Genomic DNA, 23,199 nt, shown 5'->3' on the forward strand with positions numbered 1-23,199 from the left:
ACATGCTCATTAAAGCATCAACGCTGGAAAAATGTGCGCGATATCGCAGATAACTGCCTAATTTTGCGCGGGATCACTCATCCCTTCGCGTCCTCCTTGCAGAAAGCCGTAGAGGAGGAGTTTTTCCCCTGAGCCGAATGGCACACTGGTCAAAAATGCCGCGACAGGAAAATGGAATGAAACGCACTGCATTAGCTGTTCTGATGTTACCCGCATTCGCGCATGCCGACTGGTCATCGCCGGGATTTAACGCGTTTAGCGCTGAAGGTACCGGCGTCTTTACCAGCCAGGCAACGCTTGCGAAGGGTACCCGCCCGCTGACGGTGAGTCTTGATAACGCGTGCTGGCAGCCGACAGGTGCCATTAAACTCAACGAGATGCTGTCACTCAAACCCTGCGAAGGCGCCCCACCGCAGTGGCGGTTATTCCGTGACGGCGTTTATCAGATGCGTATTGATACGCGCTCGGGAACGCCGACGCTGATGTTGACAGTACAAAGTGCGGCGCCACAGCCTGTCGCAAACGTTACCCGCCAGTGCCCGAAGTGGGACGGCAAACCGCTCACGATCGATGTCGTTAACACCTTTCCGGAAGGCACGGTGGTGCGTGATTTTTACAGCAAACAGACCGCGACCGTTCAAAACGGCAAAGTAACTCTTCAGCCAGCCGCCAACAGCAATGGCCTGCTGCTGCTTGAACGCGCCGAGACGGACAAACCCGCGCCGTTCAGCTGGCAAAACGCCACCGTCTATTTCGTGCTGACCGATCGCTTCGTAAATGGCGACCCCACCAACGACAACAGCTATGGCCGCCATAAAGATGGTATGCAGGAGATAGGTACTTTCCACGGCGGCGATCTGAAAGGGCTTACCAGCAAACTGGATTACCTTCAGCAACTGGGCGTGAATGCGCTCTGGATAAGCTCGCCGCTGGAACAGATCCACGGCTGGGTGGGCGGCGGCACCAAAGGGGATTTCCCTCACTACGCCTATCACGGCTATTACACTCAGGACTGGACGAAGCTCGACGCCAACATGGGCAGCGAAGATGATTTACGCCAGCTTGTCGACGACGCGCACAGGCGCGGTATCCGCGTCCTGTTTGACATTATCATGAACCACGCGGGTTATGCGACGCTTGCAGATATGCAGGAATATCAGTTTGGCGCGCTCTATTTACAGGGCGATGAGCTGAAAAAAACCCTCGGCGAGCGCTGGACTGACTGGAAGCCAGGCGCGGGTCAAAGCTGGCACAGCTTCAACGATTACATCAACTTCAGTGACAAAGCCGCATGGGAAAAATGGTGGGGTAAAAAATGGATCCGTACCGATATCGGTGATTATGACAACCCGGGCTTTGACGATCTGACCATGTCGCTGGCCTTCCTGCCGGATCTGAAAACGGAATCTAAGATCCCGTCAGGTTTGCCGAACTTTTATCAACACAAGCCCGACACCAACGCGAAAGTGATGACGAATTTCACGCCGCGAGATTACCTGACCCACTGGCTTAGCCAGTGGGTACGTGACTACGGCATCGACGGTTTCCGGGTCGATACCGCTAAGCACGTTGAGCCTGAAGCCTGGCAGCAACTGAAAAACCAGGCCAGCCAGGCGCTGGCCGCGTGGAAAGCCGCCAACCCGGACAAAAAACTCGACGATGCGCCGTTCTGGATGACCGGTGAATCCTGGGGCCACGGCGTGATGCAGAGCGATTATTACCGCCACGGCTTCGATGCGATGATCAATTTTGACTATCAGGAGCAGGCGGCAAAAGCGGCGGACTGCCTGGCCGATATGGATTTGACCTGGCAGCAAATGGCAGAAAAGCTGCAAAGTTTTAATGTGCTGAGCTATCTCTCCTCCCATGATACGCGTCTGTTCCGTGAAGGGGGCCAGCGCGCCGCTGAGTTACTGCTGCTGGCACCGGGAAGCGTGCAGATCTATTACGGCGATGAATCAGAGCGTCCTTTCGGCCCGACGGGCTCCGATCCGCTACAGGGAACCCGTTCGGATATGAACTGGCAGGACGTCACGGGTAAACAGGCGTTAACTGTCGCCCACTGGCAGCTTCTGGGGCAGTTCCGCGCCCGTCATACGGCGGTGGGTGAAGGCAAGCAAACAACGCTGTCGATGAAAGAAGGCTACGGCTTTGTGCGCGAGCACAAGGGCGATAAGGTGATGGTGGTGTGGGCGGGTAATCAATAGACCCCCTCACCCTAACCCTCTCCCCAAAGGGGAGAGGCCTGGGGTGAGGGGCATTCACCAGAACAATTCACCACACAAATACAAACCCGCCACATAAAACAACAAATCCGACCACATCCGCCGATTTGCACCAACACGGTGCTGGCGTTATGGTTACTGCCTTTCATATTAAGCCCGACAGATCACCTGCTATGACGTTTTCACTTTTCGGCGACAAATTTACCCGCCATTCAGGCATTACCCGCCTGATGGAGGACCTCAACGACGGGCTGCGCACCCCAGGCGCTATCATGCTTGGCGGCGGAAACCCGGCTCAAATTCCGGAGATGAACACCTACTTCCAGACGCTGCTGGCAGAGATGCTGGAAAACGGTAAAGCAACCGATGCGCTATGTAATTACGACGGCCCTCAGGGTAAAACAGAACTACTGACGCTTCTGGCGGCAATGCTGCGGGAAGCGCTGGGTTGGGATATCGAACCACAGAATATTGCACTGACAAACGGCAGTCAGAGCGCGTTTTTCTACTTATTCAATCTGTTCGCCGGACGCCGCGCCGACGGCACCACGAAAAAAGTGCTGTTCCCGCTGGCACCGGAGTATATTGGCTATGCCGATGCCGGCCTCGAAGAAGACCTGTTTGTTTCCGCACGTCCGAATATCGAGTTGCTGCCAGAGGGCCAGTTCAAATATCACGTCGATTTTGAACATCTGCATATCGGTGAAGAGACGGGCATGATCTGCGTATCACGTCCCACCAACCCGACGGGCAACGTGATCACCGACGACGAGCTGATGAAGCTGGATGCGCTGGCGAATCAGCACGGCATCCCGCTGGTGATCGATAACGCCTATGGCGTACCGTTCCCGGGGATCATCTTCAGCGAAGCGCGTCCGCTATGGAACCCGAATATCATCCTCTGCATGAGCCTCTCCAAGCTGGGCCTGCCGGGCAGCCGTTGCGGCATTATCATTGCTAACGAGAAAATCATCACCGCCATTACCAACATGAACGGCATTATCAGCCTTTCGCCTGGCGGCATCGGCCCGGCGATGATGTGCGAAATGATCAGGCGTAACGACCTGCTGCGCCTGTCTAATGAGGTGATTAAGCCGTTTTACTCTCAGCGTGTTCAGGAAACTATAGCCATCCTTCGCCGCTACTTACCGGAAGAACGCTGCCTGATCCATAAACCGGAAGGGGCAATTTTCCTGTGGCTGTGGTTTAAGGATCTGCCCATTACGACAGAGCTGCTTTATCAGCGTCTGAAAAAACGTGGCGTACTGATGGTGCCAGGGGGTTACTTCTTCCCGGGGCTGGATAAGCCGTGGCCGCACACGCACCAGTGCATGCGCATGAACTACGTCCCGGACCCGGAAAAAATCGAAGCGGGTGTGAAAATTCTCGCCGAAGAGATTGAGAACGCCTGGCGCGAGGCCGGTTAATAAAACCTCAGGCCAGATTACGCAGCCGTTCCGCGCGTAAGCTGGCGGGGTCTATGCAGCGCAGCGCGTGGGTGGGACAGGCTTCGACGCAGGCGGGACCGCCCTCGCGATGCGCGCACAAATCACATTTCAGCGCCTGAACGCGATCTTCCACGACCCGAACCTGCATTGCCCCGAACGGGCACGCCACCATACAGCTTTTGCAGCCGATACAGCGCGATTGCTTAACGAGCCAGGCTCCCGCAGCGCGGTGAATGGCCCCCGTCGGGCAGACATTCGCGCAGGGCGCATCTTCACACTGGTGGCAGCCCACCGCCGTAGTGAAGGTTCCCCCCTTAACCACGCGGATCCGTGACGTAAGCGCTTCTGGCGTGGCGCTGCTTTGATGCGACATCATGCACGCTACCTCACAGGTACGGCACCCGATACATTTTTCAGGATCCGCCAGGATAAATCGGTTCATCAGTTACGCCTCGCGCACGTTAAAACCCAGTTCTTTCGAGATAGCTTCCGCCGTGTCACGCAGCGGTTTTAGCAAGTTTTTCTCACCCACCTGCTTCATGCGCGACGTCGACAGCGAAATGGAGATGGCATAGGGTACGCGCCCGTGAATATCAAAGACCGGCACGGCGATACATGACACACCCAGCTCGTTCTCTTCTTTATCCATCGCCATACTGTGATCGCGAATTTCCGCCAGCTCATCATACATCGCGCTCAGTTCGGTGATGGTGTTGCGGGTCAAAGGTTGGATCTGTTCCTGGTGGCTTTCCCAGTAGCTCGCCACGTAATCCTGATGACCAAACGCCATATAGATTTTGCCCATTGCAGAACAATAGAGCGGCATATGCTGGCCGATATATGCGCGAGTGCGCAGCATACCGGTTGTCGGCTCAAGCTTATAAATCAGGATCGCGTGATCATCTTCACGGCTGGAGAAGTTGACCGTTTCGCCGGTGGCAATGTTCAGCGCCTCGAGGTGCGGCGCCGCCACGTGAATAATATTGAGAGATGAAAGCGCCTTTTGCCCGACGGCGATAAATTTGGTGGTCAAACGATAGCTCCCTGCCGCCGGCGCTGGCGTCACGTACCCGCACGACTGCAACCCCTGCAATAACCGGTGCACGGTACTTTTATTCAGCCCCGCCAGTTCTGATAAATGCGCAAGAGGACACCCGTTCGGATAGTTACTGAGGATTTCAATCAGCATCAGGCCGCGAAACAAGCTCTGGCTACCTGCTGGCCTCTCTTTTTCTTGCGTCATTTCGCTCTCTTTTATGCTCATCAAATAGCTCCTGTTTATTGCGCCCTGATGGTAGCGCAAAGTGTGGTTTAGTTCACGATCTCAACACAAAAAACACAACCATTTGATTTTAATCGATTTTGAAAAACGTGAATGTCGTTGATCTGACAAAATTTGATCGTTATATTTGAAATCAGATTTCGCATAGTGAAATTTAGTGATAAAAAAGCACTCGCACTTGCCCCTAAAAAAACAGGAGAACAGGGATGAAAGTGACCTTCGAAGAGTTGAAAGCGGCGTTCAATCGGGTTCTGCTCGATCGCGGTGTAAAAGCGGATACCGCTGACGCCTGCGCCGAGATGTTCGCCCGCACCACGGAGTCCGGCGTTTATTCACACGGCGTCAACCGCTTCCCGCGATTTATTCAGCAGCTTGACGCAGGCGACATCATCCCTGACGCCCAGCCGAAACGCGTAACGACATTAGGCGCCATCGAACAGTGGGATGCGCAGCGTTCCATCGGCAACCTGACGGCGAAGAAGATGATGGACCGTGCTACCGAGCTGGCGTCCGATCACGGGATCGGCCTGGTGGCGCTGCGTAACGCGAACCACTGGATGCGCGGCGGCAGCTACGGCTGGCAGGCGGCGGAGAAAGGCTATATCGGCATCTGCTGGACCAACTCTATTGCCGTGATGCCCGCGTGGGGATCAAAAGAATGCTGCATCGGCACAAACCCGCTGATCGTCGCTATCCCGTCGAATCCAATCACCATGGTCGATATGTCGATGTCGATGTTCTCCTACGGCATGCTGGAGGTGAATCGCCTGGCCGAACGCGAATTACCGGTCGACGGCGGCTTTGACGATGAAGGTAATCTGACCAGAGAGCCGGGCGTGATTGAGAAAAACCGTCGCATTCTGCCCATGGGCTACTGGAAAGGTTCTGGCTTATCGATTGTGCTCGACATGATCGCCACCCTGCTCTCTGACGGCGCGTCCGTTGCGGAAGTGACCCAGGACAATAGCGACGAATACGGCGTATCGCAGATCTTTATCGCCGTCGAAGTGGATCGCCTGATCGACGGTCCAACCCGCGATGCCAAACTACAGCGCATCATGGACTTCATCACCACCGCAGAACGCGCTGATGAAAATGTCGCCGTCCGTCTGCCTGGCCATGAATTTACTCGCCTGCTGGAAGAAAACCGCCGGGACGGCATCACCATCGACGACAGCGTGTGGGCGAAAATCCAGTCTCTGTAAGGAGTGGGTCATGATATTCGGACATATTGCACAGCCAAATCCATGTCGCCTGCCGCTGGCGATAGAAAAGGCGCTTAATTTTCTGCGTACCACGAATTTCACCACCCTGGCACCTGGCGTGATCGAAATTGAAGGCCGCAACATTTTTGCCCAGGTTCTCGACCTCACCACAAAGGAGCAGCACGAGAACCGCCCTGAAGTCCATCGCCGCTATCTGGATATCCAGTTTCTGGCCTGGGGTGAAGAAAAAATCGGTATTGCTATTGATACCGGGAATAACAAAATCAGCGAATCATTGCTGGAGCAACGGGATATTATTTTTTATCACGACAGTGAACACGAGTCGTTTATCGAAATGATACCTGGCAGTTACGCCATATTTTTCCCGCAGGATGTTCACCGTCCTGCCTGTATTAAAAACAAGGGATCCGCAATTCGTAAAATTGTGGTGAAAGTGGCCATCAGCGAATTAGATTAATTTTCTGATAAATACAGGAATGCGAAATGACCAACACCGGTTTTATTATTGGTGCGTACCCCTGCGCACCCTCGTTTCACCAGAAAGGGGAGCAGGAAGAATACACCTTCTGGCGGGAACTTTCCGACACGCCAAATATTCGCGGGCTGGAACAACCTTGCCTTGAAAATCTCCATCCGTTTGGTGATGAATGGCTGTTTCGTCATACGCCGGGCAACTGGCAGATCGTTGTCACAGCCGTTATGGAAACCATGCGCCGCCGCGGCAGCAACGGCGCGTTTGGCCTGGCGTCCGCGGACGAAGAACAGCGTAAAGCGTGCATTGAATATTACCGCCATCTGCATCAAAAGATTGATGCCGTTAACACCCGCTTTCCCGGGAAAGTGGTCGCTCTGGAAATGCAGGCCGCACCGCAGGCGGGTAATGAATCTGTCGAGCAAGCGACAGAAGCATTTTCCCGCTCGGTACGGGAAATCGCGAGCTGGGACTGGGGCTGCGATCTGGTGCTGGAACACTGTGATGCGATGAATGGCCCGGCGCCGCGTAAAGGGTTCTTGCCCTTAGAGCAGGTGCTGGAGGTAGTGAAAGAGACCGATATCAGCGTCTGTATCAACTGGGCACGTTCGGCTATTGAAGGTCGCAACACCGCCCTTCCGCTGGGACATGTTCAGGCGGCACTCGCTGCCGGGAAACTGGGGGCGCTGATGTTTTCGGGCACGACCCCTCACGGTGAGTATGGAGAATGGCAGGATCTGCACGCGCCGTTTTCTTCGTTCTGCGCCGACAGTCTCATGTCCATTGAACATGTAAAAGCGCTGTTTACTGCGGCGAACGCCGCAACATTGAAATTCTCCGGTATTAAATTACTGGAAATAAATGCTAATGCTGACGTCAGCCATCGCATCGCTATTTTGCGCGACGGCATTAGCGCTATGAATAAAGCATCACAATAAAAATAAAGAATACATTTTCCGGTTACCTTCACTGAGATATTAACTATGAATATTTCTTCTAATGCTCTACACGCGGACATTCCGCGTCAACGCTGGCTAAGGATCATTCCCCCTATTCTTATCGCCTGCATTATTTCCTATATGGACCGCGTAAATATAGCTTTTGCGATGCCCGGCGGTATGGATGAAGAGCTGGGCATTTCCGCCACGATGGCGGGCCTGGCGGGGGGGATCTTTTTTATCGGCTATTTGTTCCTGCAAGTTCCCGGCGGCAAAATTGCCGTGCACGGCAGCGGTAAGAAGTTTATCGGCTGGTCGCTGGTTGCCTGGGCGGTGATCTCGGTTCTGACCGGGCTTGTGACCAACCAGTATCAGCTGCTGGTGCTGCGCTTCTTACTCGGTGTGGCGGAAGGCGGGATGCTGCCCGTTGTACTCACGATGATCAGTAACTGGTTCCCGGATGCCGAGCGCGGCCGCGCCAACGCGATTGTGATCATGTTCGTGCCCATCGCCGGGATCATCACCGCCCCGCTGTCGGGCTGGATTATTACCGCTCTCGACTGGCGCTGGCTGTTCATTATTGAAGGTCTGATGTCCGTTGTTGTGCTGGTGCTGTGGGCGTTCACCGTCTACGACCGGCCTCAGGAAGCGCGCTGGATCTCTGAGGCCGAGAAAAACTACCTGGTACAAACGCTGGCGGCAGAGCAGCAGGCCATTGCGGGTAAAGAGGTGAAAAACGCCTCGCTCAGCGCGGTGCTGTCTGATAAAACCATGTGGCAGCTGATCGCCCTCAACTTCTTCTACCAGACTGGCATATACGGTTACACCCTCTGGCTGCCCACCATTCTGAAAGAACTGACGCACACCAGCATCGGCCAGGTGGGAATGCTCGCCATTCTGCCTTACATCGGCGCCATTGCCGGTATGTTCCTGTTCTCTTCACTCTCTGACCGCACCGGCAAGCGCAAGCTGTTTGTCTCCCTGCCATTGATTGGCTTTGCGCTCTGCATGTTCCTCTCCGTGGCGCTGAAAGAGCACACCTGGCTGGCCTATACCGCGCTGGTGGGCTGTGGCTTCTTCCTGCAATCCGCAGCGGGCGTGTTCTGGACTATCCCGGCGCGTCTGTTCAGCGCTGAGATGGCGGGTGGCGCTCGCGGCGTGATCAATGCCCTGGGCAACCTCGGCGGGTTCTGCGGTCCTTATGCGGTAGGCGTACTGATCACCCTGTACAGCAAAGACGCAGGCGTTTACTGCCTGGCGGTTTCGCTGGCGCTGGCATCGCTGCTGGCCCTGCTGTTACCGGCGAAATGCGATGCCGGAGCAGAGCCTAATCCCACGGTGACTCCACATAAACGTGCGGCCTGATGCCCTCACCCCAGCCCTCTCCCACGGGGAGAGGGAGAAAACCGAACCGTAGGCCGGGTAAGCGAAGCACCCGGCAATTAAGCGAGAAGAAGATGAGTGAAAAAGAGCCCTTCTGGTTGGGTATCGATTGTGGCGGTACTTATCTGAAAGCCGGTTTATACAACAGCCAGGGAAAAGAAGTCTGTATTGAACGCCACTCAGTGGCCACGCTCAGCCCACGCGCCGGCTACGCCGAGCGGGATATGCACCAGCTCTGGCAGCACTGCCACATAACGGTCGCCCTGCTGCTCAAAAATTCAGGCGCTGACGGCGGTCAGATCAAAGGCGTTGGCATTTCAGCCCAGGGCAAGGGGCTGTTTCTGCTCGATAAACAGGATCGCCCCTTGGGTAACGCCATACTCTCCTCCGATCGCCGTGCGCTGGAGATCGTGCAACGCTGGCAGCAGGACGGTATACCCGAAAAGCTCTATCCGCATACTCGCCAGACGCTGTGGACGGGGCATCCGGCCTCGCTCCTGCGCTGGGTTAAAGAGAACGAGCCGCAGCGGTATCAGCAAATTGGCAGCGTGATGATGGCGCACGATTACCTGCGCTGGTGTCTGACCGGGGTCAAAGGCTGCGAAGAGAGCAACATCTCGGAATCCAATCTCTACAACATGAATACCGGGCAGTACGATCCGCAGCTCACGCGCTGGCTCGGCATCAGCGACATTGACGGTGCCCTGCCGTCCATTATCGGTTCAGCAGAAATTTGCGGGGAAATCACCGCTCAGGCAGCCGCACTGACCGGTCTCACGGCGGGTACTCCCGTCGTTGGTGGACTGTTTGATGTGGTTTCCACCGCGATCTGCGCCGGGCTGCATGACGAACATACGCTGAATGCCGTAATGGGGACCTGGGCCGTGACCAGTGGGATTGCCCACGGCATCCGCGACAACGAGCCGTTCCCCTACGTCTATGGCCGCTACGTCCATCCGCAGCAGTTCATCGTTCATGAAGCCAGCCCCACGTCGTCCGGCAACCTGGAATGGCTGACGGCCCAATGGGGCGATATGTCATTTGATGAGATTAACCACGCCGTGGCCAGCCTGCCAAAAGCTGAAAGCGATGTGTTCTTCCTGCCTTTCCTCTACGGCAGCAACGCCGGGCTGGAGATGACCAGCGGTTTCTATGGTTTGCAGGCGCTGCATACCCGCGCGCACCTCCTCCAGGCGGTTTATGAAGGGGTGGTATTCAGCCACATGACCCACCTCAACCGTATGCTCGAACGCTTTCCCCACGTGCAGGCCCTGCGCGTGACGGGCGGCCCAACCCATTCGGACGTGTGGATGCAGATGCTCGCGGACGTCAGCGGCCTGGCGATTGAACTCCCGCAGGTGGAAGAGACCGGCTGTTCCGGTGCGGCGCTGGCCGCGCTCGTCGGTACAGGTCTCTATCCTGATTTTTACGCCGCTCAGCGCGCCCTCAGGCATGACATCCGGATGATTGAACCTGACATGCGTGCCCATGCCGCCTACCAGCGCAAATATAACCGTTACCAGCTACTGATTTCAGCATTACAGGGCTATCACGCCCGCGTTAAGGAGTACGACCTATGAGCCGACCATTATTGCAGCTGGCGCTCGACCACACCTCGCTTCAGGCCGCGCAGCGCGATGTCGCGACGCTTTCCGAGCACGTCGACATCGTCGAAGCTGGCACCATTTTGTGCCTGACCGAAGGGCTAAACGCCGTTCGCGCCCTGCGTGCGCAGTGTCCGGATAAAATTATCGTGGCGGACTGGAAAGTCGCCGATGCCGGAGAAACGCTGGCTGAACAGGCGTTTGGCGCAGGCGCAAACTGGATGACCATCATCTGTGCCGCCCCGCTGGCCACCGTTGAACGTGGCCACGAGGTCGCACTGCGAGGCGGCGGCGAGATCCAGATGGAGCTGTTTGGCAACTGGACGCTGGACGACGCGCGCGCGTGGCACCGCATCGGGGTGAAGCAGGCGATATACCACCGCGGGCGCGACGCACAGGCCAGCGGCCAGCAGTGGGGCGAGGCGGATCTCAGCAAAATGAAGGCGCTGTCCGATATCGGGCTACAGCTTTCCATCACTGGCGGTATCACCCCCGCTGACCTGCCGCTGTTTAAGCAGATCAACGTCAAAGCCTTCATTGCCGGTCGCGCGCTGGCTGGCGCCGATAATCCGCCGCAGGTGGCACAGGCATTCCATTCGCAAATCCGCGACATCTGGGGAGAGTAACCATGCGTCAGCATCCGTTAGGCATTTACGAAAAAGCGCTGCCAAAAGATCTCTCCTGGCCGGAGCGCCTGGTTCTGGCAAAAAGCTGCGGCTTCGATTTTGTGGAGATGTCGGTGGATGAGACCGACGAGCGTTTATCGCGCCTTGAATGGAGTACCACGCAGCGCGCCTCTCTGGTGGAAGCGATGCTGGAGACCGGCGTGGCGATCCCGTCGATGTGCTTGTCTGCCCACCGTCGCTTCCCGTTTGGCAGCCGCGAAGAAATCGTGCGCGAACGTGCCCGCGAGATCATGACCAAAGCCATCCGGCTGGCCCGTGATTTGGGTATTCGCACCATCCAGCTTGCGGGTTATGACGTGTACTACGAGGAGCATGACGAGGGCACGCAACAGCGCTTTGCCGAAGGGCTGGCGTGGGCCGTGGAGCAGGCTGCCGCCGCACAGGTAATGCTGGCGGTAGAGATCATGGACACCGCGTTTATGAACTCCATCAGCAAGTGGAAAAAGTGGGACGACATGCTCGCCTCGCCGTGGTTCAGCGTTTACCCGGACGTCGGCAACCTGAGCGCGTGGGGCAACGACGTCACCGCCGAGCTGACGCTGGGCATTGACCGCATCGCCGCTATCCACCTGAAAGATACCCGGCCCGTAACCGAAAAAAGCCCCGGCCAGTTCCGCGACGTGCCGTTTGGCGAGGGCTGCGTCGATTTCGTTGGCGTGTTTAACACGCTGAATCAACTTAACTATCGCGGCGCATTTCTGATTGAAATGTGGACCGAGAAAGCCAAAGAGCCGGTACTGGAGATCATCCAGGCGCGCCGCTGGATTGAAGCCCGAATGCAGGAAGGAGGCATGACATGTTAGAACAACTCAAAGCCGAGGTGCTGGCGGCAAATCTCGCCCTGCCCGCCCACCAGCTGGTGACGTTCACCTGGGGCAACGTCAGCGCTGTTGACCGTGACAGCGGCATGATGGTGATCAAACCATCCGGCGTGGAGTACGACGTGATGACCGCAGAAGATATGGTGGTGGTAAATATCGCCACGGGTAAAGTGGTCGAGGGGAGTAAAAAACCCTCCTCCGACGCCCCGACCCATCTCTCGCTGTATCGTCGTTACCCGGAAATTGGCGGCATTGTGCATACCCATTCCCGCCACGCCACCATCTGGTCGCAGGCGGGGCAGGATTTACCAGCGTGGGGCACAACGCACGCGGACTATTTCTACGGTGCGATCCCCTGCACGCGGCTGATGACCCCGGCTGAAATCGCGGGTGAATATGAATACCAGACGGGGGAAGTCATTATCAAAACCTTCGAGGAGCGCGACATAAGCCCGATGCAGGTCCCGGCGGTGCTGGTTCATTCTCACGGCCCGTTTGCCTGGGGCAAAGACGCTGCCGATGCGGTACACAATGCCGTGGTGCTGGAAGAGTGCGCCTATATGGGGCTTTTCTCACGCCAGCTTGCACCACAGCTTCCGGTTATGCAGCAGGAATTGCTGGATAAGCATTACCTGCGCAAGCATGGCGCAAATGCCTATTACGGCCAGTGATCATCCAGAATTAATATGCTCTTTACAGTACCGCCGTTTCCAGACGGCGGGCGTTAACCCGGTATGTTTCGAGAATATTTGCCGGAAATAACCCACGTCATTAAAACCGCACCGGGCGGCCACTTCAGTTAATGAGGCCGCATCGTTCAGCAGCAGTTTTTCAGCGGCCCTGACGCGCTGGCGGTGAATTGCCTCCGTCAGGGTTAAATGAAACGTCCGGCGAAATACTCGCCCCAGATAATCGGCGTTGCAGTGCAGCTCTTTCGCCAGCTGTGAAGTGGACAGGGGCAAATGAAAGTGCGTGCGGATAAGCTGCTTGGCCTTCCACGCCATTGCTGCGCCCGCATCATCCGCTTTATCTTCATATCCCGGCGAGAGCGATATCTGCTGCAAAATTAACAGCAAAATTATCTCCAGCGCCTGGCTACGCTGTAATTTTTCCTGCTCGCTTAAAAACTGACGGAATAACGCAATAACATATTGCGGATCCCGCACGCTACAGTGTTGCTCAATCGACAGCGGCGTCGCGCCTGGCAACACCGGCAAGCGTTCATCCACCTCAAAATGCAGCCAGTAAAATTTGAGATCGTCCGGAAAATCTTCCACGCCGACATGCCGTCGCTTCGGCCAAAGTAATAAACTCTCGCCAGCGTTTACCTCAAACAGCGTATTTTCCTCCTGGATCGTTAATGTCCCTTTTTCGACAAAAATTATCTCCCACGAAGATAATTTTCGTGCGGGATGACGGCCCACGCCCCGGGAGATAAATAACCCGCCATTTTGAACCCTGATCGGAAGTGCTATGGATAATTCAAGCATGGATATTCATTTTTCCGCTTTTATGGTGGCTAATATTGTCTTTATCCCTTGATTATTAATAAATATCAGCAGAACGGCTCGATCAAACTCACAGTTTTATCATCAGGTCGGAATTGTCACCTTTTTATACTTTTCCCTTCCCTTGTTGGTCTGCCCGTTGAATGCAGAATAAATGGGGTACCTTGCACAAATACGATAAAAAAATCGTTTATCGAGGAGTTACCCCATGACTTCCACACCGATTACAGACGCAGAAGTTGCAAAACAGGCAGCCGATGAACGGCTGTCAGTCCGCGAGAAAATTGGCTACGGCCTGGGCGACGCGGGCGGCACGGTAATTACCTGCCTGATCATGAACTTCCTGACCTTTTTCTATACCGATGTATTTGGCCTGACGCCCGCGCTGGTGGGCACGCTGTTTATTGCCCTTCGGGTATTTGACGCGATTTCCGATCCGGTGATGGGCGTGATTGCCGACCGCACGCAGAGCCGCTGGGGGCGTTTTCGTCCGTGGCAGCTGTGGGTCGCGCTTCCTATCGGGATCGTCGGCGTGCTGACCTTCACCGTCCCGGACGCCAGCATGGGCGTGAAAATCGCCTGGGCGTTCGGCACCTATCTGTTGCTTTCAGTGGGCTATACCGCCATCAACGTGCCGTATTGCGCGCTGATCAACACCATGACCACCCGCCACAACGAGGTTATATCCTGCCAGTCCTGGCGCTTCGTACTGTGCGGCGTGGCGGGCTTTCTGGTCTCCGTTGGCCTGCCGTGGCTGGTGTCAGAGCTGGGACAGGGCAATACCGCCCGGGGTTATCAGTTGGGCGTTGGCGTGCTGTGCGCCATCGCTGTGGTGATGTTCCTGTGCTGCTTCTTCTGGGTGCGCGAGCGCGTCCCGCTTGCGCTGATGGGTAAATTCACCCTGCGCGAGCACCTGGCTGGCCTGCGGAAAAACGATCAGCTGCTGCTGATGCTGGTGATGTCGTTTCTGCTGATCAACGTCTTCAACATTCGCGGCGGCGGATACATGTATTTCATCACCTACGTGCTTCAGGGCAGCACGGCGTACACCTCGCTGTTTTTCACCATGGTGACCTTTGCTGCCATTCTGGGCGCGGTGATCGTCAGCCCGCTGTCGCGGCGGATTGATACCGTCAAACTCTACTACTACACCAACCTGGTACTTGCTGCGCTTGCGGTGGGAATGTGGTTCCTGCCGGGTGGCCCGGCGCACCAGACGCTCTGGCTGATCGTGATTTTAAGTAACGGCTTGATCCTGGGCTTCACCCTGCCGCTGCACTTCTCACTGATGGCCTTTGCCGATGATTACGGCGAATGGAAAACCGGCGTGCGCTCCTCGGGGATGAACTTCGCCTTCAATCTGTTTTTCATCAAGCTCGCGTGGGCATCCAGCGCCGGGATCATCAGCCTGGTGTTTATTGCCGTGGCCTATCAGCCAGGCGCGGGTAACCAGACGCCCGCCTCATTGCAGGGCATCACCGCCATGGAGACGCTGCTCCCTGCCCTTTTCCACCTGCTGCTGGCGGTCGCTATCCGCTGGTGCAGGCTTAACAATCCCGTGATGTCGCGCATTGCCACCGATTTGCGCCAGCGTCATGTACAGTCCTGAGGAGAACGATATGACCATAATGGAAGCCGACCTGCATCAGCTGAAAATCAACGACCCGTTTCTTGGTCAGTACCAACGGCTGGTCCGCGATGTGGTGATCCCCTACCAGTGGGATGCGCTTAACGATCGCGTGGCAGAGGCCGAACCCAGCCACGCCATCGCCAACTTCCGCATCGCGGCCGGTCTGGAACAGGGGGAGTTCTACGGGATGGTCTTTCAGGACAGCGACGTGGCGAAATGGCTCGAAGCCGTGGCGTGGTCGCTGTGCCAGAAGCCGGATGCTGAACTGGAAAAAACCGCCGACGAGGTGATCGAGCTGGTCGCAGCGGCGCAGTGTGAAGATGGCTATCTCAATACCTATTTCACGGTGAAAGCACCGGCCGAGCGCTGGACCAATCTGGCCGAATGCCACGAACTGTACTGCGCCGGGCATATGATTGAAGCGGGTGTGGCGTATTTCCAGGGAACCGGAAAGCGCCGCCTGCTGGACGTGGTGTGCAGGCTGGCGGATCATATCGACAGCGTGTTTGGCCCGGGCGAAAACCAGCTGCACGGCTATCCGGGCCACCCGGAAATCGAGCTGGCGCTGATGCGGCTGTACGACGTCACGCAGGAGCCACGCTATCTCAATCTGGTGAAATACTTTATTGAGGAACGCGGCGCGCAGCCTCACTTCTACGATATCGAATACGAGAAGCGCGGCAGAACGTCATACTGGAACACCTATGGCCCGGCGTGGATGGTCAAGGACAAAGCCTACAGCCAGGCGCATCTGCCCCTTGCCGCACAACAAACGGCCATCGGCCACGCCGTGCGTTTTGTCTATCTGATGGCGGGCATGGCGCATCTGGCGCGCCTGAGCAACGACGAGGGGAAACGTCAGGATTGCCTGCGGCTGTGGAACAACATGGCACAGCGCCAGCTGTACATCACCGGCGGGATTGGCTCCCAAAGCAGCGGCGAGGCGTTCAGCAGCGATTACGATCTGCCCAACGATACGGTCTACGCCGAAAGCTGCGCCTCCATCGGCCTGATGATGTTTGCCCGCCGGATGCTGGAGATGGAGGCGGACGGCCACTACGCCGACGTGATGGAGCGCGCGCTGTACAACACGGTGCTGGGCGGCATGGCGCTGGACGGTAAGCATTTCTTTTATGTGAATTCGCTGGAAGTGCACCCGAAAACCCTGGCCTTTAACCATATATATGACCACGTCAAACCGGTGCGCCAGCGCTGGTTCGGCTGCGCCTGTTGCCCGCCGAATATTGCGCGCGTGCTGACCTCGCTGGGGCACTACATTTATACCGTTCGCCCGGACGCGCTGTTGATCAACCTGTACGTGGGGAACGACGTCGCCATTCCGGTTGGGGATAACATCCTCCAGCTGCGGATTAACGGGAACTATCCGTGGCATGAGCAGGTGAAAATCGAGATTACCTCACCAGTTCCGGTGACTCACACGCTGGCCCTGAGGCTGCCGGACTGGTGTGCGGAACCGGCTGTTTCGCTCAATGGTCAGGCCATTACAGGCGAGGTCTCCCGTGGATACTTATACCTCAACCGCAGCTGGCAGGAAGGCGACACGCTGACGCTGACGTTACCGATGCCGGTCCGCCGCGTGTACGGCAACCCGCAGGTGCGCCAGCAGGCGGGGAAAGTCGCATTGCAGCGTGGGCCGCTGATTTACTGCCTGGAAGAAGCCGATAACGGCGCAAATCTGCATAACCTTTCTTTGCCCCAGGACAGCGCGTTTCGGGTATTTGAAGGCAAAGGCATTTTCGCGCACAAGATGCTGATACAGGCAGAAGGGATCGGGTGTCAGGCGAAGGACACTGATGCCCTGTGGCAGTACGACCACTCACCGGTAGAACGTCAGCCCCGGACGCTGACCTTTATTCCGTGGTTCAGCTGGGCAAACCGGGGGGAAGGGGAAATGCGGATATGGGTGGATGAAAGCTGAATAACTGCGGCCTGTTGCCCTCACCCCAGCCCTCTCCCACGGGAGAGGGAGTAAAAAGTAGGCCGGGTAAGGCGAAGCCGCCACCCGGCTTTAACCCGGCTCAGGCCACCCCACCCGGGACGGCCTGAGCCCGGAGATTAAAACAACCCCAGCGGTTTATCGGAGTAGCTGACCAACAGACATTTCGTTTGCTGGTAGTGCTCCAGCATCATCTTATGGGTTTCACGCCCGATGCCCGACTGCTTGTAGCCGCCAAACGCCGCATGAGCCGGATAGGCGTGATAGCAGTTTGTCCATACGCGTCCGGCCTGAATGCCCCGGCCCATTTTATAGGCCAGATTACCGTTACGGCTCCAGACGCCCGCCCCCAGGCCATACTGCGTGTCGTTGGCGAGCTCCAGCGCCTCGTCCATGGTTTTAAACGTGGTGACGGCCAGCACCGGTCCAAAAATTTCCTCCTGGAAAACGCGCATGTTGTTCTTACCGAACAGGATAGTCGGCTCAAGGTAGTAGCCCTCCTGCAAATCGCCGCCCAGCACCTTACGACGACCGCCGGTCAACACATCGGCCCCCTCTTTTTTACCGATATCAATATAGTTGAGGATGGTTTCCAGCTGGCCATGCGATACCTGCGCCCCCATCTGGGTAACGTTATCCAGCGGATTACCGCTGCGAATCGACTCCACGCGCCGGATCGCCCGCTCCATAAAGCGCTCATAAATGGATTCCTGCACCAGCGCGCGGCTCGGACAGGTGCAGACTTCGCCCTGGTTAAACGCGAACAGCGCAAACCCTTCCAGCGCTTTGTCGAAGAAGGCGTCCTCTTCGTCCATCACGTCGGCAAAGAAGATGTTCGGCGATTTGCCGCCCAGCTCGAGCGTGACCGGAATGATGTTCTGGGTCGCGTACTGCATGATCTGCTGACCCACTTCCGTTGAGCCGGTGAACGCCACTTTGGCGATACGTTTTGAGGTAGCCAGATATTCGCCGATCTCTCCCCCGGCCCCGTTGACCACGTTAATGACCCCCGGCGGCAACAGGTCGCCAATCACCTCCATCAGCAGCAGTACCGAAAGCGGCGTTAAGCGAGCGGGTTTCAGCACAACGCAGTTACCCGCCGCCAGCGCGGGCGCCATTTTCCAGCTAGCCATCAGCAGCGGGAAGTTCCACGGAATAATTTGCCCCACCACGCCGAGCGGCTCGTGGAAGTGATACGCCACGGTATCTTTGTCAACTTCACTTATTCCCCCCTCCTGGGCACGAATGCAGGACGCAAAATAGCGGAAATGGTCAATCGCCAGCGGCACGTCCGCCGCCATGGTTTCCCGGATCGGCTTGCCGTTGTCCCACGTTTCTGCGGTCGCCAGCAGCTCCAGATTCTGCTCCATCCGATCGGCGATTTTGAACAAAATGGCCGCTCTGTCCTGAACGGACGTTTGTCCCCACTTATCTTTCGCCTTATGCGCCGCATCCAGCGCTAAATCGATATCCCGCTTGCCCGAACTGGCAATTTCACACAGCGGCTGGCCGGTAACGGGCGTCAGGTTGGAATAGTATTCACCGTCGACGGGCGCCACCCAGTCGCCGCCGATAAAGTTGTCATAGCGGGGCTTCAGCTTAAGGGGAAAACCATACTCGCCTGGCTGGATACGCGATGAGGGAGGATTGTTTGTCATGACCGTCTCCTTGCAGTAGGTGTACAACAAGGGTAGTTCCGGCTGGTGGTTTTCTCGCCAGTCGGTAACGGGTTTACGAGCCGTATCACGGATTACCGTACTTTACGTTTCGTTTCTGCCGCCAGAGCCATACTTAATAGCTCAGGGGCTCATGAGGAACGATGCAATGCAGCTATTTATCGGCTTTGACGTGGGCGGAACCCACATCAAACACGGCGTGATTAACGAAAACGGCGAAGAACTGACATCCGATGAATATGATACGCCTGACGATGAAAGCACCTTCAAACAGAAGTGGAAAGCGGTGGTGGATAAGTACCGCCAGGAGCATGAGATCGTCGGCATCGGCGTGAGTTTTCCGGGCCACATCAATTACCATACCGGCGAAGCGGCCAAGGCCGGGGCGCTGGATTACCTTGACGGTGAAAACCTGTGCGAGCTTTTCGCACAGCTGACCGATCTCCCCGTAACAACCGAAAATGACGCCAACTGCGCGGCGCTGGGCGAACGCTGGCAGGGCGCCGGCAAGGACTATGAGCATTTTGTCTGCATCACCATCGGCACCGGCATCGGCGGCGGTATCGTCATGGAGGGCGATCTCTACCGTGGGTCGCACTACCGGGCGGGTGAGTTTGGCGTGCTGCCCGTTGGCAACAACGGCGAGCCGATGCACGAAGTGGCGTCAGCCAGCGGCCTGATGAAAGCCTGCCGCCGCGCGCTGGCCGTGTCGGAAGATGAGATGCCTGACGGTGAGGAGCTGTTTAGACGCATGGACAGCGACGTGCATCTGCGTGAGGCCATAGAAGAGTGGGCGCATTTCCTCTCGCGCGGCATCTACAGCGTGATCTCCATGTTTGATCCGCAGGCGGTGCTGATTGGCGGCGGCATTAGCGAGCAGGAGAAAATCTATCTCCTGCTGGATAAATACCTACAGCGATTCGAGGAGTGGGAGGCGCTCCGGGTGCCCATCCTTCCCTGCGAGCTGGGTAACCAGGCGGGAAGGCTGGGCGCGGTCTGGCTGGCTAAGCAGAAGCAGGCGCGCAGCGCTTAACGCTTACGGAAATAACTGCGCGTCGCGTAGCACATGGTCATTGCCACGACGACGCGTAAACCCGATGCGGTTGAAATACTCCAGGATCTGAATCGCCAGTTTGCGTCCCACATTCAGCCGATCGCGGAAGTCTGCGGCGCAGGTTGATCCGCGCGCCTGATCCAGCTCCCGGATCAGGTTCGCAAACGCTACGATCCGATCGTTGCGGTAATAACGATCTTTCACGATCGCCACAATCATCCCCTGCTGTGCCGCATGGCGCAGTACCTGACGCATCAGCTGCTCATCGGTATTGTTTTCACGCGCCAGATCGCGCACCCACCACGGTTCATCGCCAAACAGCGCCGCCACTTTTTGCCAGACCGCGTCCTGCTCAGCGGTAAAACCGGCCTTGTGTTCCGGCAGGTGTAGCCAGCCGTGATGACTTGCAATAACGCCGCTTTCACGCATGTTTTCAATCAGCAACAGCACCAGCGCGTCGTCTTCCATGGGCAACGCCATGCGCCGCAGACGTTCACGGCCCGGGCCGGGCTCATCCTGATGCTGTTCATGGTAGGTCGCCAGCGTGCTCAGCACTTTGCGCTGCCAGCGCGCCGCCACCGGCGCGTTCAGCAGGCTGTTCCCGGCCTGAATAAAACCTGGCTCCTGCGTCAGAAGACGCAATCCTTCGCCGCTGAGCTGGCGCGCCCAGGCGAACGCCGCCAGATCCACCGCGCCACGCTCAAGGTGGATATCTAACGCAGACTTATCATCGCGGGTCTGGGCCAGCGCGGCCAGCCACTGTAAATACTCGGGCTTACGTTTGCCGCGACGGGGCGGATCCAGCATGACCACGCGCGCGCCCGCCAGCGTTTCCCGCGCCGAAATATCGCGCAGAACCAGGCGGTCGTTATCCGCCAGCCAGAGCGGGGAGTCGAACACCAGTTCGGCGAGATCGTTTTCCAGCAGCGACACGCGTCCGGTGATGTGGCTGGCCGCGTGGTGGATATGCAGCGGCTGCCACTGGGTCAGCGGCGTATGGGTCTGGAGAGAAACGATAATCCGTTCAGAGGGCTCCGGCGGCGCGTCGGCCAGCAGCCAGTCGCCGCGGTTAAGCTGGTCTTTTTCGGCATCACCGGCAATATTCAGCGCGATACGCTGCCCGGCGTGGGCCTGTTCCACCGGCTGGTTTTGCGCATGAAGCCCGCGCACGCGCATCGGTTTGTTCACGCCCGTGAGCCACAGGGTATCGCCCACGTTCACTTCCCCGCTCAGCGCGGTACCGGTCACCACCAGCCCAGCCCCTTTCACGGTAAACGCCCTGTCGATCGCCAGACGGAAGCGGTGATGGCTGGCCTGTTCACGAGACGGGATCTGCTGCAAATGGTTGCGAAGAGCATCGATACCGCGGCCTTCTGTCGCTACGGTGACAAACAGTGCGACATCCTTAAAACCGTATTCACTCAGCGCCGCCAGCACCTCTTGACGCACCTCGTCGATACGCGCCTCATCCACACGGTCCGCTTTGGTGAGGGCGACGGTCAACTGCGGGTTTCCCGTCAGCTGGAGGATCGCCAGATGCTCGCGCGTTTGCGCCATCACCCCGTCATCGCACGCGACCACCAGCAGAGCGTGATCGATCCCGCCCACGCCCGCGAGCATATTGGAAAGAAACTTCTCGTGGCCGGGCACGTCGATAAAGCCCAGCACGCGACCGTCGGGCTGCGGCCAGTAGGCGTAACCCAGGTCAATGGTCATGCCGCGCTTTTTCTCTTCCGGCAGGCGATCGGCATTCACGCCCGTAATGGCCTGCAATAACGTGGTTTTGCCGTGGTCAACGTGACCGGCGGTGGCAATAATCATTTCAACATCATCTCCAGAAACCGCACTTCATCTTCCAGACAGCGTAAATCCAGCCACATGCGCCCGTCACCGATCCGGCCAATCACCGGCGTCGGTAATGCGCGCCAGCGCGCCGACAGCGCCTCAAGCTGGCTTCCGCGTCCGTCGCGCGGGGTGAACGTCAGCGCTTCGCTCGGTAACCTGTCCACCGGCAGCGAGCCGCTGCCAATTTGCGACAGGCAAGGCTCGATACGAACTTCAAACTCAGGGTAATGAGGAGCAACCTGCGGCAGTAGCGCTTCCGCCTGCGCGCGAACAGAGGCCGCATCACGGCTCAGCAAACGCAACGTGGGCAGGCGGTCAGCCAGTTTCTCCGGGTGGAGATAGAGCCGCAGCGTGGCTTCCAGCGCGGCCAGCGTCATTTTATCGGCACGCAGGGCGCGCTTCAGCGGATGCTGCTGTAGCTGCGCAATCAGCTCGCGCCTGCCGACGATAATACCCGCCTGCGGCCCGCCCAGCAGTTTATCGCCAGAGAAACTGACCAGGCTTACGCCCGCGGCAACCATTTCCTGCACCATTGGCTCTTTTGGCAGACCATACTGGCGCATATCCACCAGCGACCCACTGCCAAGATCGGCAATCACCGGCACGTTTAGCTCGCGCCCGATGGCGGCCAGTTCAGCCTCTTCCACCGTTTTGGTGAAACCCTCAATGTGGTAATTGCTGGTATGCACTTTCATCAGCAGGGCGGTGTTTTCATTCACCGCCGCGCGATAATCTTTTGCATGGGTACGGTTAGTTGTGCCCACTTCATGCAGCGTGCAGCCCGCCTGCCGCATGACGTCCGGAATACGAAACGCCCCGCCGATCTCCACCAGCTCGCCGCGAGAGACGACAACCTCTTTTCCGCTTGCGGTGGCCGCCAGCATTAACAGCACCGCCGCCGCGTTGTTATTCACAATGCAGGCATCTTCCGCGCCGGTGATCTGGCAGAGAAGATCCGCCAGCGCGCGATCGCGATGTCCGCGCCCGGCGCCGTCCAGATCGTACTCCAGCGTCACCGGCGAGCGCATGGCCCGGGTGACGGCCTCTATTGCCTCTTCTGCCTGCTGTGCCCGGCCCAGATTGGTGTGCAGAACCGTGCCTGTCAGGTTAATAACCGGGCGCAACGCGCTTTGCGCGTGCTTGCTCAACCTCCTTTCAACTTCCTGCGCCCATGCCTCGCACCAGCCGGGTAGCGCGTTCTCAGCCTGAATATGGCGACGCGCATCGTCCTGAAGCTGGCGTAGCATGTCGACCGTTGCAGTATGGCCAAACTGCTCCAGCACCGCAGTGATGCGCGGGTCACGAAGCAGACGATCGGTAGCGGGGATCTGGCTGTAGAGGGAATGATGAGTAGTCATGAATGCGCCTGGCGAGTAAATATCTTCCCCCCTCCCGACGGGAGAGGGAGTTAACATGTGGGGGGATTGTACCGCCTCCCGCCAGG

General features: G+C 57.4%; 19 protein-coding genes. 13 read left to right on the forward strand and 6 right to left on the reverse strand.

The window, feature by feature from the left end:
- The first annotated feature begins 176 nt into the window (after window positions 1–176).
- Window positions 177–2,207, forward strand: coding sequence for an alpha-amylase (locus ACOTXD_RS20910; protein ID WP_061856427.1), 2,031 nt, complete (start codon window positions 177–179; stop codon window positions 2,205–2,207).
- Window positions 2,208–2,398: 191 nt separating this feature from the next.
- Window positions 2,399–3,652 carry a valine--pyruvate transaminase gene (gene avtA, locus ACOTXD_RS20915; RefSeq protein ID WP_421766484.1) on the forward strand — a complete coding sequence of 418 codons (1,254 nt, stop codon included), beginning with the start codon at window positions 2,399–2,401 and terminating at the stop codon, window positions 3,650–3,652.
- Window positions 3,653–3,659: 7 nt separating this feature from the next.
- Here the strand turns inward: avtA and ACOTXD_RS20920 are convergent, their stop codons facing one another.
- Window positions 3,660–4,115 carry a 4Fe-4S dicluster domain-containing protein gene (locus ACOTXD_RS20920; RefSeq protein WP_061856426.1) on the reverse strand — a complete coding sequence of 152 codons (456 nt, stop codon included), beginning with the start codon at window positions 4,113–4,115 and terminating at the stop codon, window positions 3,660–3,662.
- Between the two features lie 3 nt (window positions 4,116–4,118).
- On the reverse strand, window positions 4,119–4,937 hold the full coding sequence (gene yiaJ / locus ACOTXD_RS20925; protein WP_015572751.1) for an IclR family transcriptional regulator YiaJ: 819 nt from the start codon (window positions 4,935–4,937) through the stop codon (window positions 4,119–4,121).
- Window positions 4,938–5,161: 224 nt separating this feature from the next.
- Here yiaJ and yiaK point away from each other — a divergent pair, with 224 nt between their 5' ends.
- The 8 genes from yiaK (at window position 5,162) to araD (ending at window position 12,756) form a co-directional block, all read left to right on the forward strand.
- On the forward strand, window positions 5,162–6,160 hold the full coding sequence (gene yiaK, locus ACOTXD_RS20930; RefSeq protein ID WP_061856425.1) for a 3-dehydro-L-gulonate 2-dehydrogenase: 999 nt from the start codon (window positions 5,162–5,164) through the stop codon (window positions 6,158–6,160).
- A gap of 10 nt (window positions 6,161–6,170) precedes the next feature.
- Window positions 6,171–6,638, forward strand: a complete 468-nt coding sequence (locus ACOTXD_RS20935) for a YhcH/YjgK/YiaL family protein (RefSeq protein WP_022652029.1) — start codon at window positions 6,171–6,173, stop codon at window positions 6,636–6,638.
- Window positions 6,639–6,664: 26 nt separating this feature from the next.
- The gene (locus tag ACOTXD_RS20940; RefSeq protein WP_061856424.1) at window positions 6,665–7,591 is read left to right on the forward strand and encodes a DUF4862 family protein; all 927 of its coding nucleotides are present in this window, start codon (window positions 6,665–6,667) and stop codon (window positions 7,589–7,591) included.
- A 45-nt stretch (window positions 7,592–7,636) separates the two neighbouring features.
- Entirely contained in the window at window positions 7,637–8,956 is a 1,320-nt protein-coding gene (locus ACOTXD_RS20945) for an MFS transporter (protein WP_126501435.1), read from the forward strand.
- Between the two features lie 92 nt (window positions 8,957–9,048).
- The gene (locus tag ACOTXD_RS20950; protein ID WP_061856422.1) at window positions 9,049–10,554 is read left to right on the forward strand and encodes an FGGY-family carbohydrate kinase; all 1,506 of its coding nucleotides are present in this window, start codon (window positions 9,049–9,051) and stop codon (window positions 10,552–10,554) included.
- Complete coding sequence (gene ulaD, locus ACOTXD_RS20955; protein ID WP_022652033.1) at window positions 10,551–11,204, forward strand: 3-keto-L-gulonate-6-phosphate decarboxylase UlaD; 654 nt, start codon at window positions 10,551–10,553, stop codon at window positions 11,202–11,204. Before ACOTXD_RS20950 ends, ulaD begins: the two co-directional genes overlap by 4 nt.
- 2 nt (window positions 11,205–11,206) lie before the next feature.
- A complete protein-coding gene (locus ACOTXD_RS20960) occupies window positions 11,207–12,067 on the forward strand; it encodes an L-ribulose-5-phosphate 3-epimerase (protein ID WP_022652034.1) in 861 nt (286 codons plus the stop codon).
- The gene (gene araD / locus ACOTXD_RS20965; protein WP_061856421.1) at window positions 12,061–12,756 is read left to right on the forward strand and encodes an L-ribulose-5-phosphate 4-epimerase; all 696 of its coding nucleotides are present in this window, start codon (window positions 12,061–12,063) and stop codon (window positions 12,754–12,756) included. Before ACOTXD_RS20960 ends, araD begins: the two co-directional genes overlap by 7 nt.
- Here araD and ACOTXD_RS20970 read toward each other — a convergent pair whose 3' ends face one another.
- Complete coding sequence (locus tag ACOTXD_RS20970) at window positions 12,757–13,575, reverse strand: AraC family transcriptional regulator (RefSeq protein WP_022652035.1); 819 nt, start codon at window positions 13,573–13,575, stop codon at window positions 12,757–12,759.
- A 226-nt stretch (window positions 13,576–13,801) separates the two neighbouring features.
- On the opposite strand from ACOTXD_RS20970, the gene ACOTXD_RS20975 reads away from it, so the two are divergent.
- Both ACOTXD_RS20975 and ACOTXD_RS20980 read left to right on the forward strand, forming a co-directional pair.
- Window positions 13,802–15,202: an MFS transporter gene (locus ACOTXD_RS20975; protein WP_126501432.1), complete on the forward strand. Its 1,401-nt coding sequence runs from the start codon at window positions 13,802–13,804 to the stop codon at window positions 15,200–15,202.
- A 10-nt stretch (window positions 15,203–15,212) separates the two neighbouring features.
- Complete coding sequence (locus tag ACOTXD_RS20980) at window positions 15,213–17,162, forward strand: glycoside hydrolase family 127 protein (RefSeq protein ID WP_061856419.1); 1,950 nt, start codon at window positions 15,213–15,215, stop codon at window positions 17,160–17,162.
- Window positions 17,163–17,299: 137 nt separating this feature from the next.
- On the opposite strand, the gene aldB is transcribed toward ACOTXD_RS20980, so the two are convergent.
- Window positions 17,300–18,838, reverse strand: a complete 1,539-nt coding sequence (aldB, locus tag ACOTXD_RS20985) for an aldehyde dehydrogenase AldB (RefSeq protein ID WP_006808612.1) — start codon at window positions 18,836–18,838, stop codon at window positions 17,300–17,302.
- Between the two features lie 166 nt (window positions 18,839–19,004).
- Here aldB and ACOTXD_RS20990 point away from each other — a divergent pair, with 166 nt between their 5' ends.
- Window positions 19,005–19,889 carry an ROK family protein gene (locus ACOTXD_RS20990; RefSeq protein WP_061856418.1) on the forward strand — a complete coding sequence of 295 codons (885 nt, stop codon included), beginning with the start codon at window positions 19,005–19,007 and terminating at the stop codon, window positions 19,887–19,889.
- Between the two features lie 3 nt (window positions 19,890–19,892).
- Here the strand turns inward: ACOTXD_RS20990 and selB are convergent, their stop codons facing one another.
- A complete protein-coding gene (selB, locus tag ACOTXD_RS20995; RefSeq protein WP_061856417.1) occupies window positions 19,893–21,731 on the reverse strand; it encodes a selenocysteine-specific translation elongation factor in 1,839 nt (612 codons plus the stop codon).
- Window positions 21,728–23,113 carry an L-seryl-tRNA(Sec) selenium transferase gene (gene selA, locus ACOTXD_RS21000; RefSeq protein WP_022652040.1) on the reverse strand — a complete coding sequence of 462 codons (1,386 nt, stop codon included), beginning with the start codon at window positions 23,111–23,113 and terminating at the stop codon, window positions 21,728–21,730. Before selA ends, selB begins: the two co-directional genes overlap by 4 nt.
- Window positions 23,114–23,199 lie beyond the last annotated feature (86 nt).

It is taken from the genome of Enterobacter cloacae complex sp. CDL013, from assembly GCF_049238805.1.
GTDB classification, from domain to species: domain Bacteria; phylum Pseudomonadota; class Gammaproteobacteria; order Enterobacterales; family Enterobacteriaceae; genus Enterobacter; species Enterobacter hormaechei_C.

Bases quoted from the DNA above. Each gene is read 5' to 3' on its own strand.
- ACOTXD_RS20910 (WP_061856427.1), top strand. From the start codon at position 177: ATGAAACGCACTGCATTAGCTGTTCTGATGTTACCCGCATTCGCGCAT.
- avtA (WP_421766484.1), top strand. From the start codon at position 2,399: ATGACGTTTTCACTTTTCGGCGACAAATTTACCCGCCATTCAGGCATT.
- ACOTXD_RS20920 (WP_061856426.1), bottom strand. From the start codon at position 4,115: ATGAACCGATTTATCCTGGCGGATCCTGAAAAATGTATCGGGTGCCGT.
- yiaJ (WP_015572751.1), bottom strand. From the start codon at position 4,937: ATGAGCATAAAAGAGAGCGAAATGACGCAAGAAAAAGAGAGGCCAGCA.
- yiaK (WP_061856425.1), top strand. From the start codon at position 5,162: ATGAAAGTGACCTTCGAAGAGTTGAAAGCGGCGTTCAATCGGGTTCTG.
- ACOTXD_RS20935 (WP_022652029.1), top strand. From the start codon at position 6,171: ATGATATTCGGACATATTGCACAGCCAAATCCATGTCGCCTGCCGCTG.
- ACOTXD_RS20940 (WP_061856424.1), top strand. From the start codon at position 6,665: ATGACCAACACCGGTTTTATTATTGGTGCGTACCCCTGCGCACCCTCG.
- ACOTXD_RS20945 (WP_126501435.1), top strand. From the start codon at position 7,637: ATGAATATTTCTTCTAATGCTCTACACGCGGACATTCCGCGTCAACGC.
- ACOTXD_RS20950 (WP_061856422.1), top strand. From the start codon at position 9,049: ATGAGTGAAAAAGAGCCCTTCTGGTTGGGTATCGATTGTGGCGGTACT.
- ulaD (WP_022652033.1), top strand. From the start codon at position 10,551: ATGAGCCGACCATTATTGCAGCTGGCGCTCGACCACACCTCGCTTCAG.
- ACOTXD_RS20960 (WP_022652034.1), top strand. From the start codon at position 11,207: ATGCGTCAGCATCCGTTAGGCATTTACGAAAAAGCGCTGCCAAAAGAT.
- araD (WP_061856421.1), top strand. From the start codon at position 12,061: ATGTTAGAACAACTCAAAGCCGAGGTGCTGGCGGCAAATCTCGCCCTG.
- ACOTXD_RS20970 (WP_022652035.1), bottom strand. From the start codon at position 13,575: ATGCTTGAATTATCCATAGCACTTCCGATCAGGGTTCAAAATGGCGGG.
- ACOTXD_RS20975 (WP_126501432.1), top strand. From the start codon at position 13,802: ATGACTTCCACACCGATTACAGACGCAGAAGTTGCAAAACAGGCAGCC.
- ACOTXD_RS20980 (WP_061856419.1), top strand. From the start codon at position 15,213: ATGACCATAATGGAAGCCGACCTGCATCAGCTGAAAATCAACGACCCG.
- aldB (WP_006808612.1), bottom strand. From the start codon at position 18,838: ATGACAAACAATCCTCCCTCATCGCGTATCCAGCCAGGCGAGTATGGT.
- ACOTXD_RS20990 (WP_061856418.1), top strand. From the start codon at position 19,005: ATGCAGCTATTTATCGGCTTTGACGTGGGCGGAACCCACATCAAACAC.
- selB (WP_061856417.1), bottom strand. From the start codon at position 21,731: ATGATTATTGCCACCGCCGGTCACGTTGACCACGGCAAAACCACGTTA.
- selA (WP_022652040.1), bottom strand. From the start codon at position 23,113: ATGACTACTCATCATTCCCTCTACAGCCAGATCCCCGCTACCGATCGT.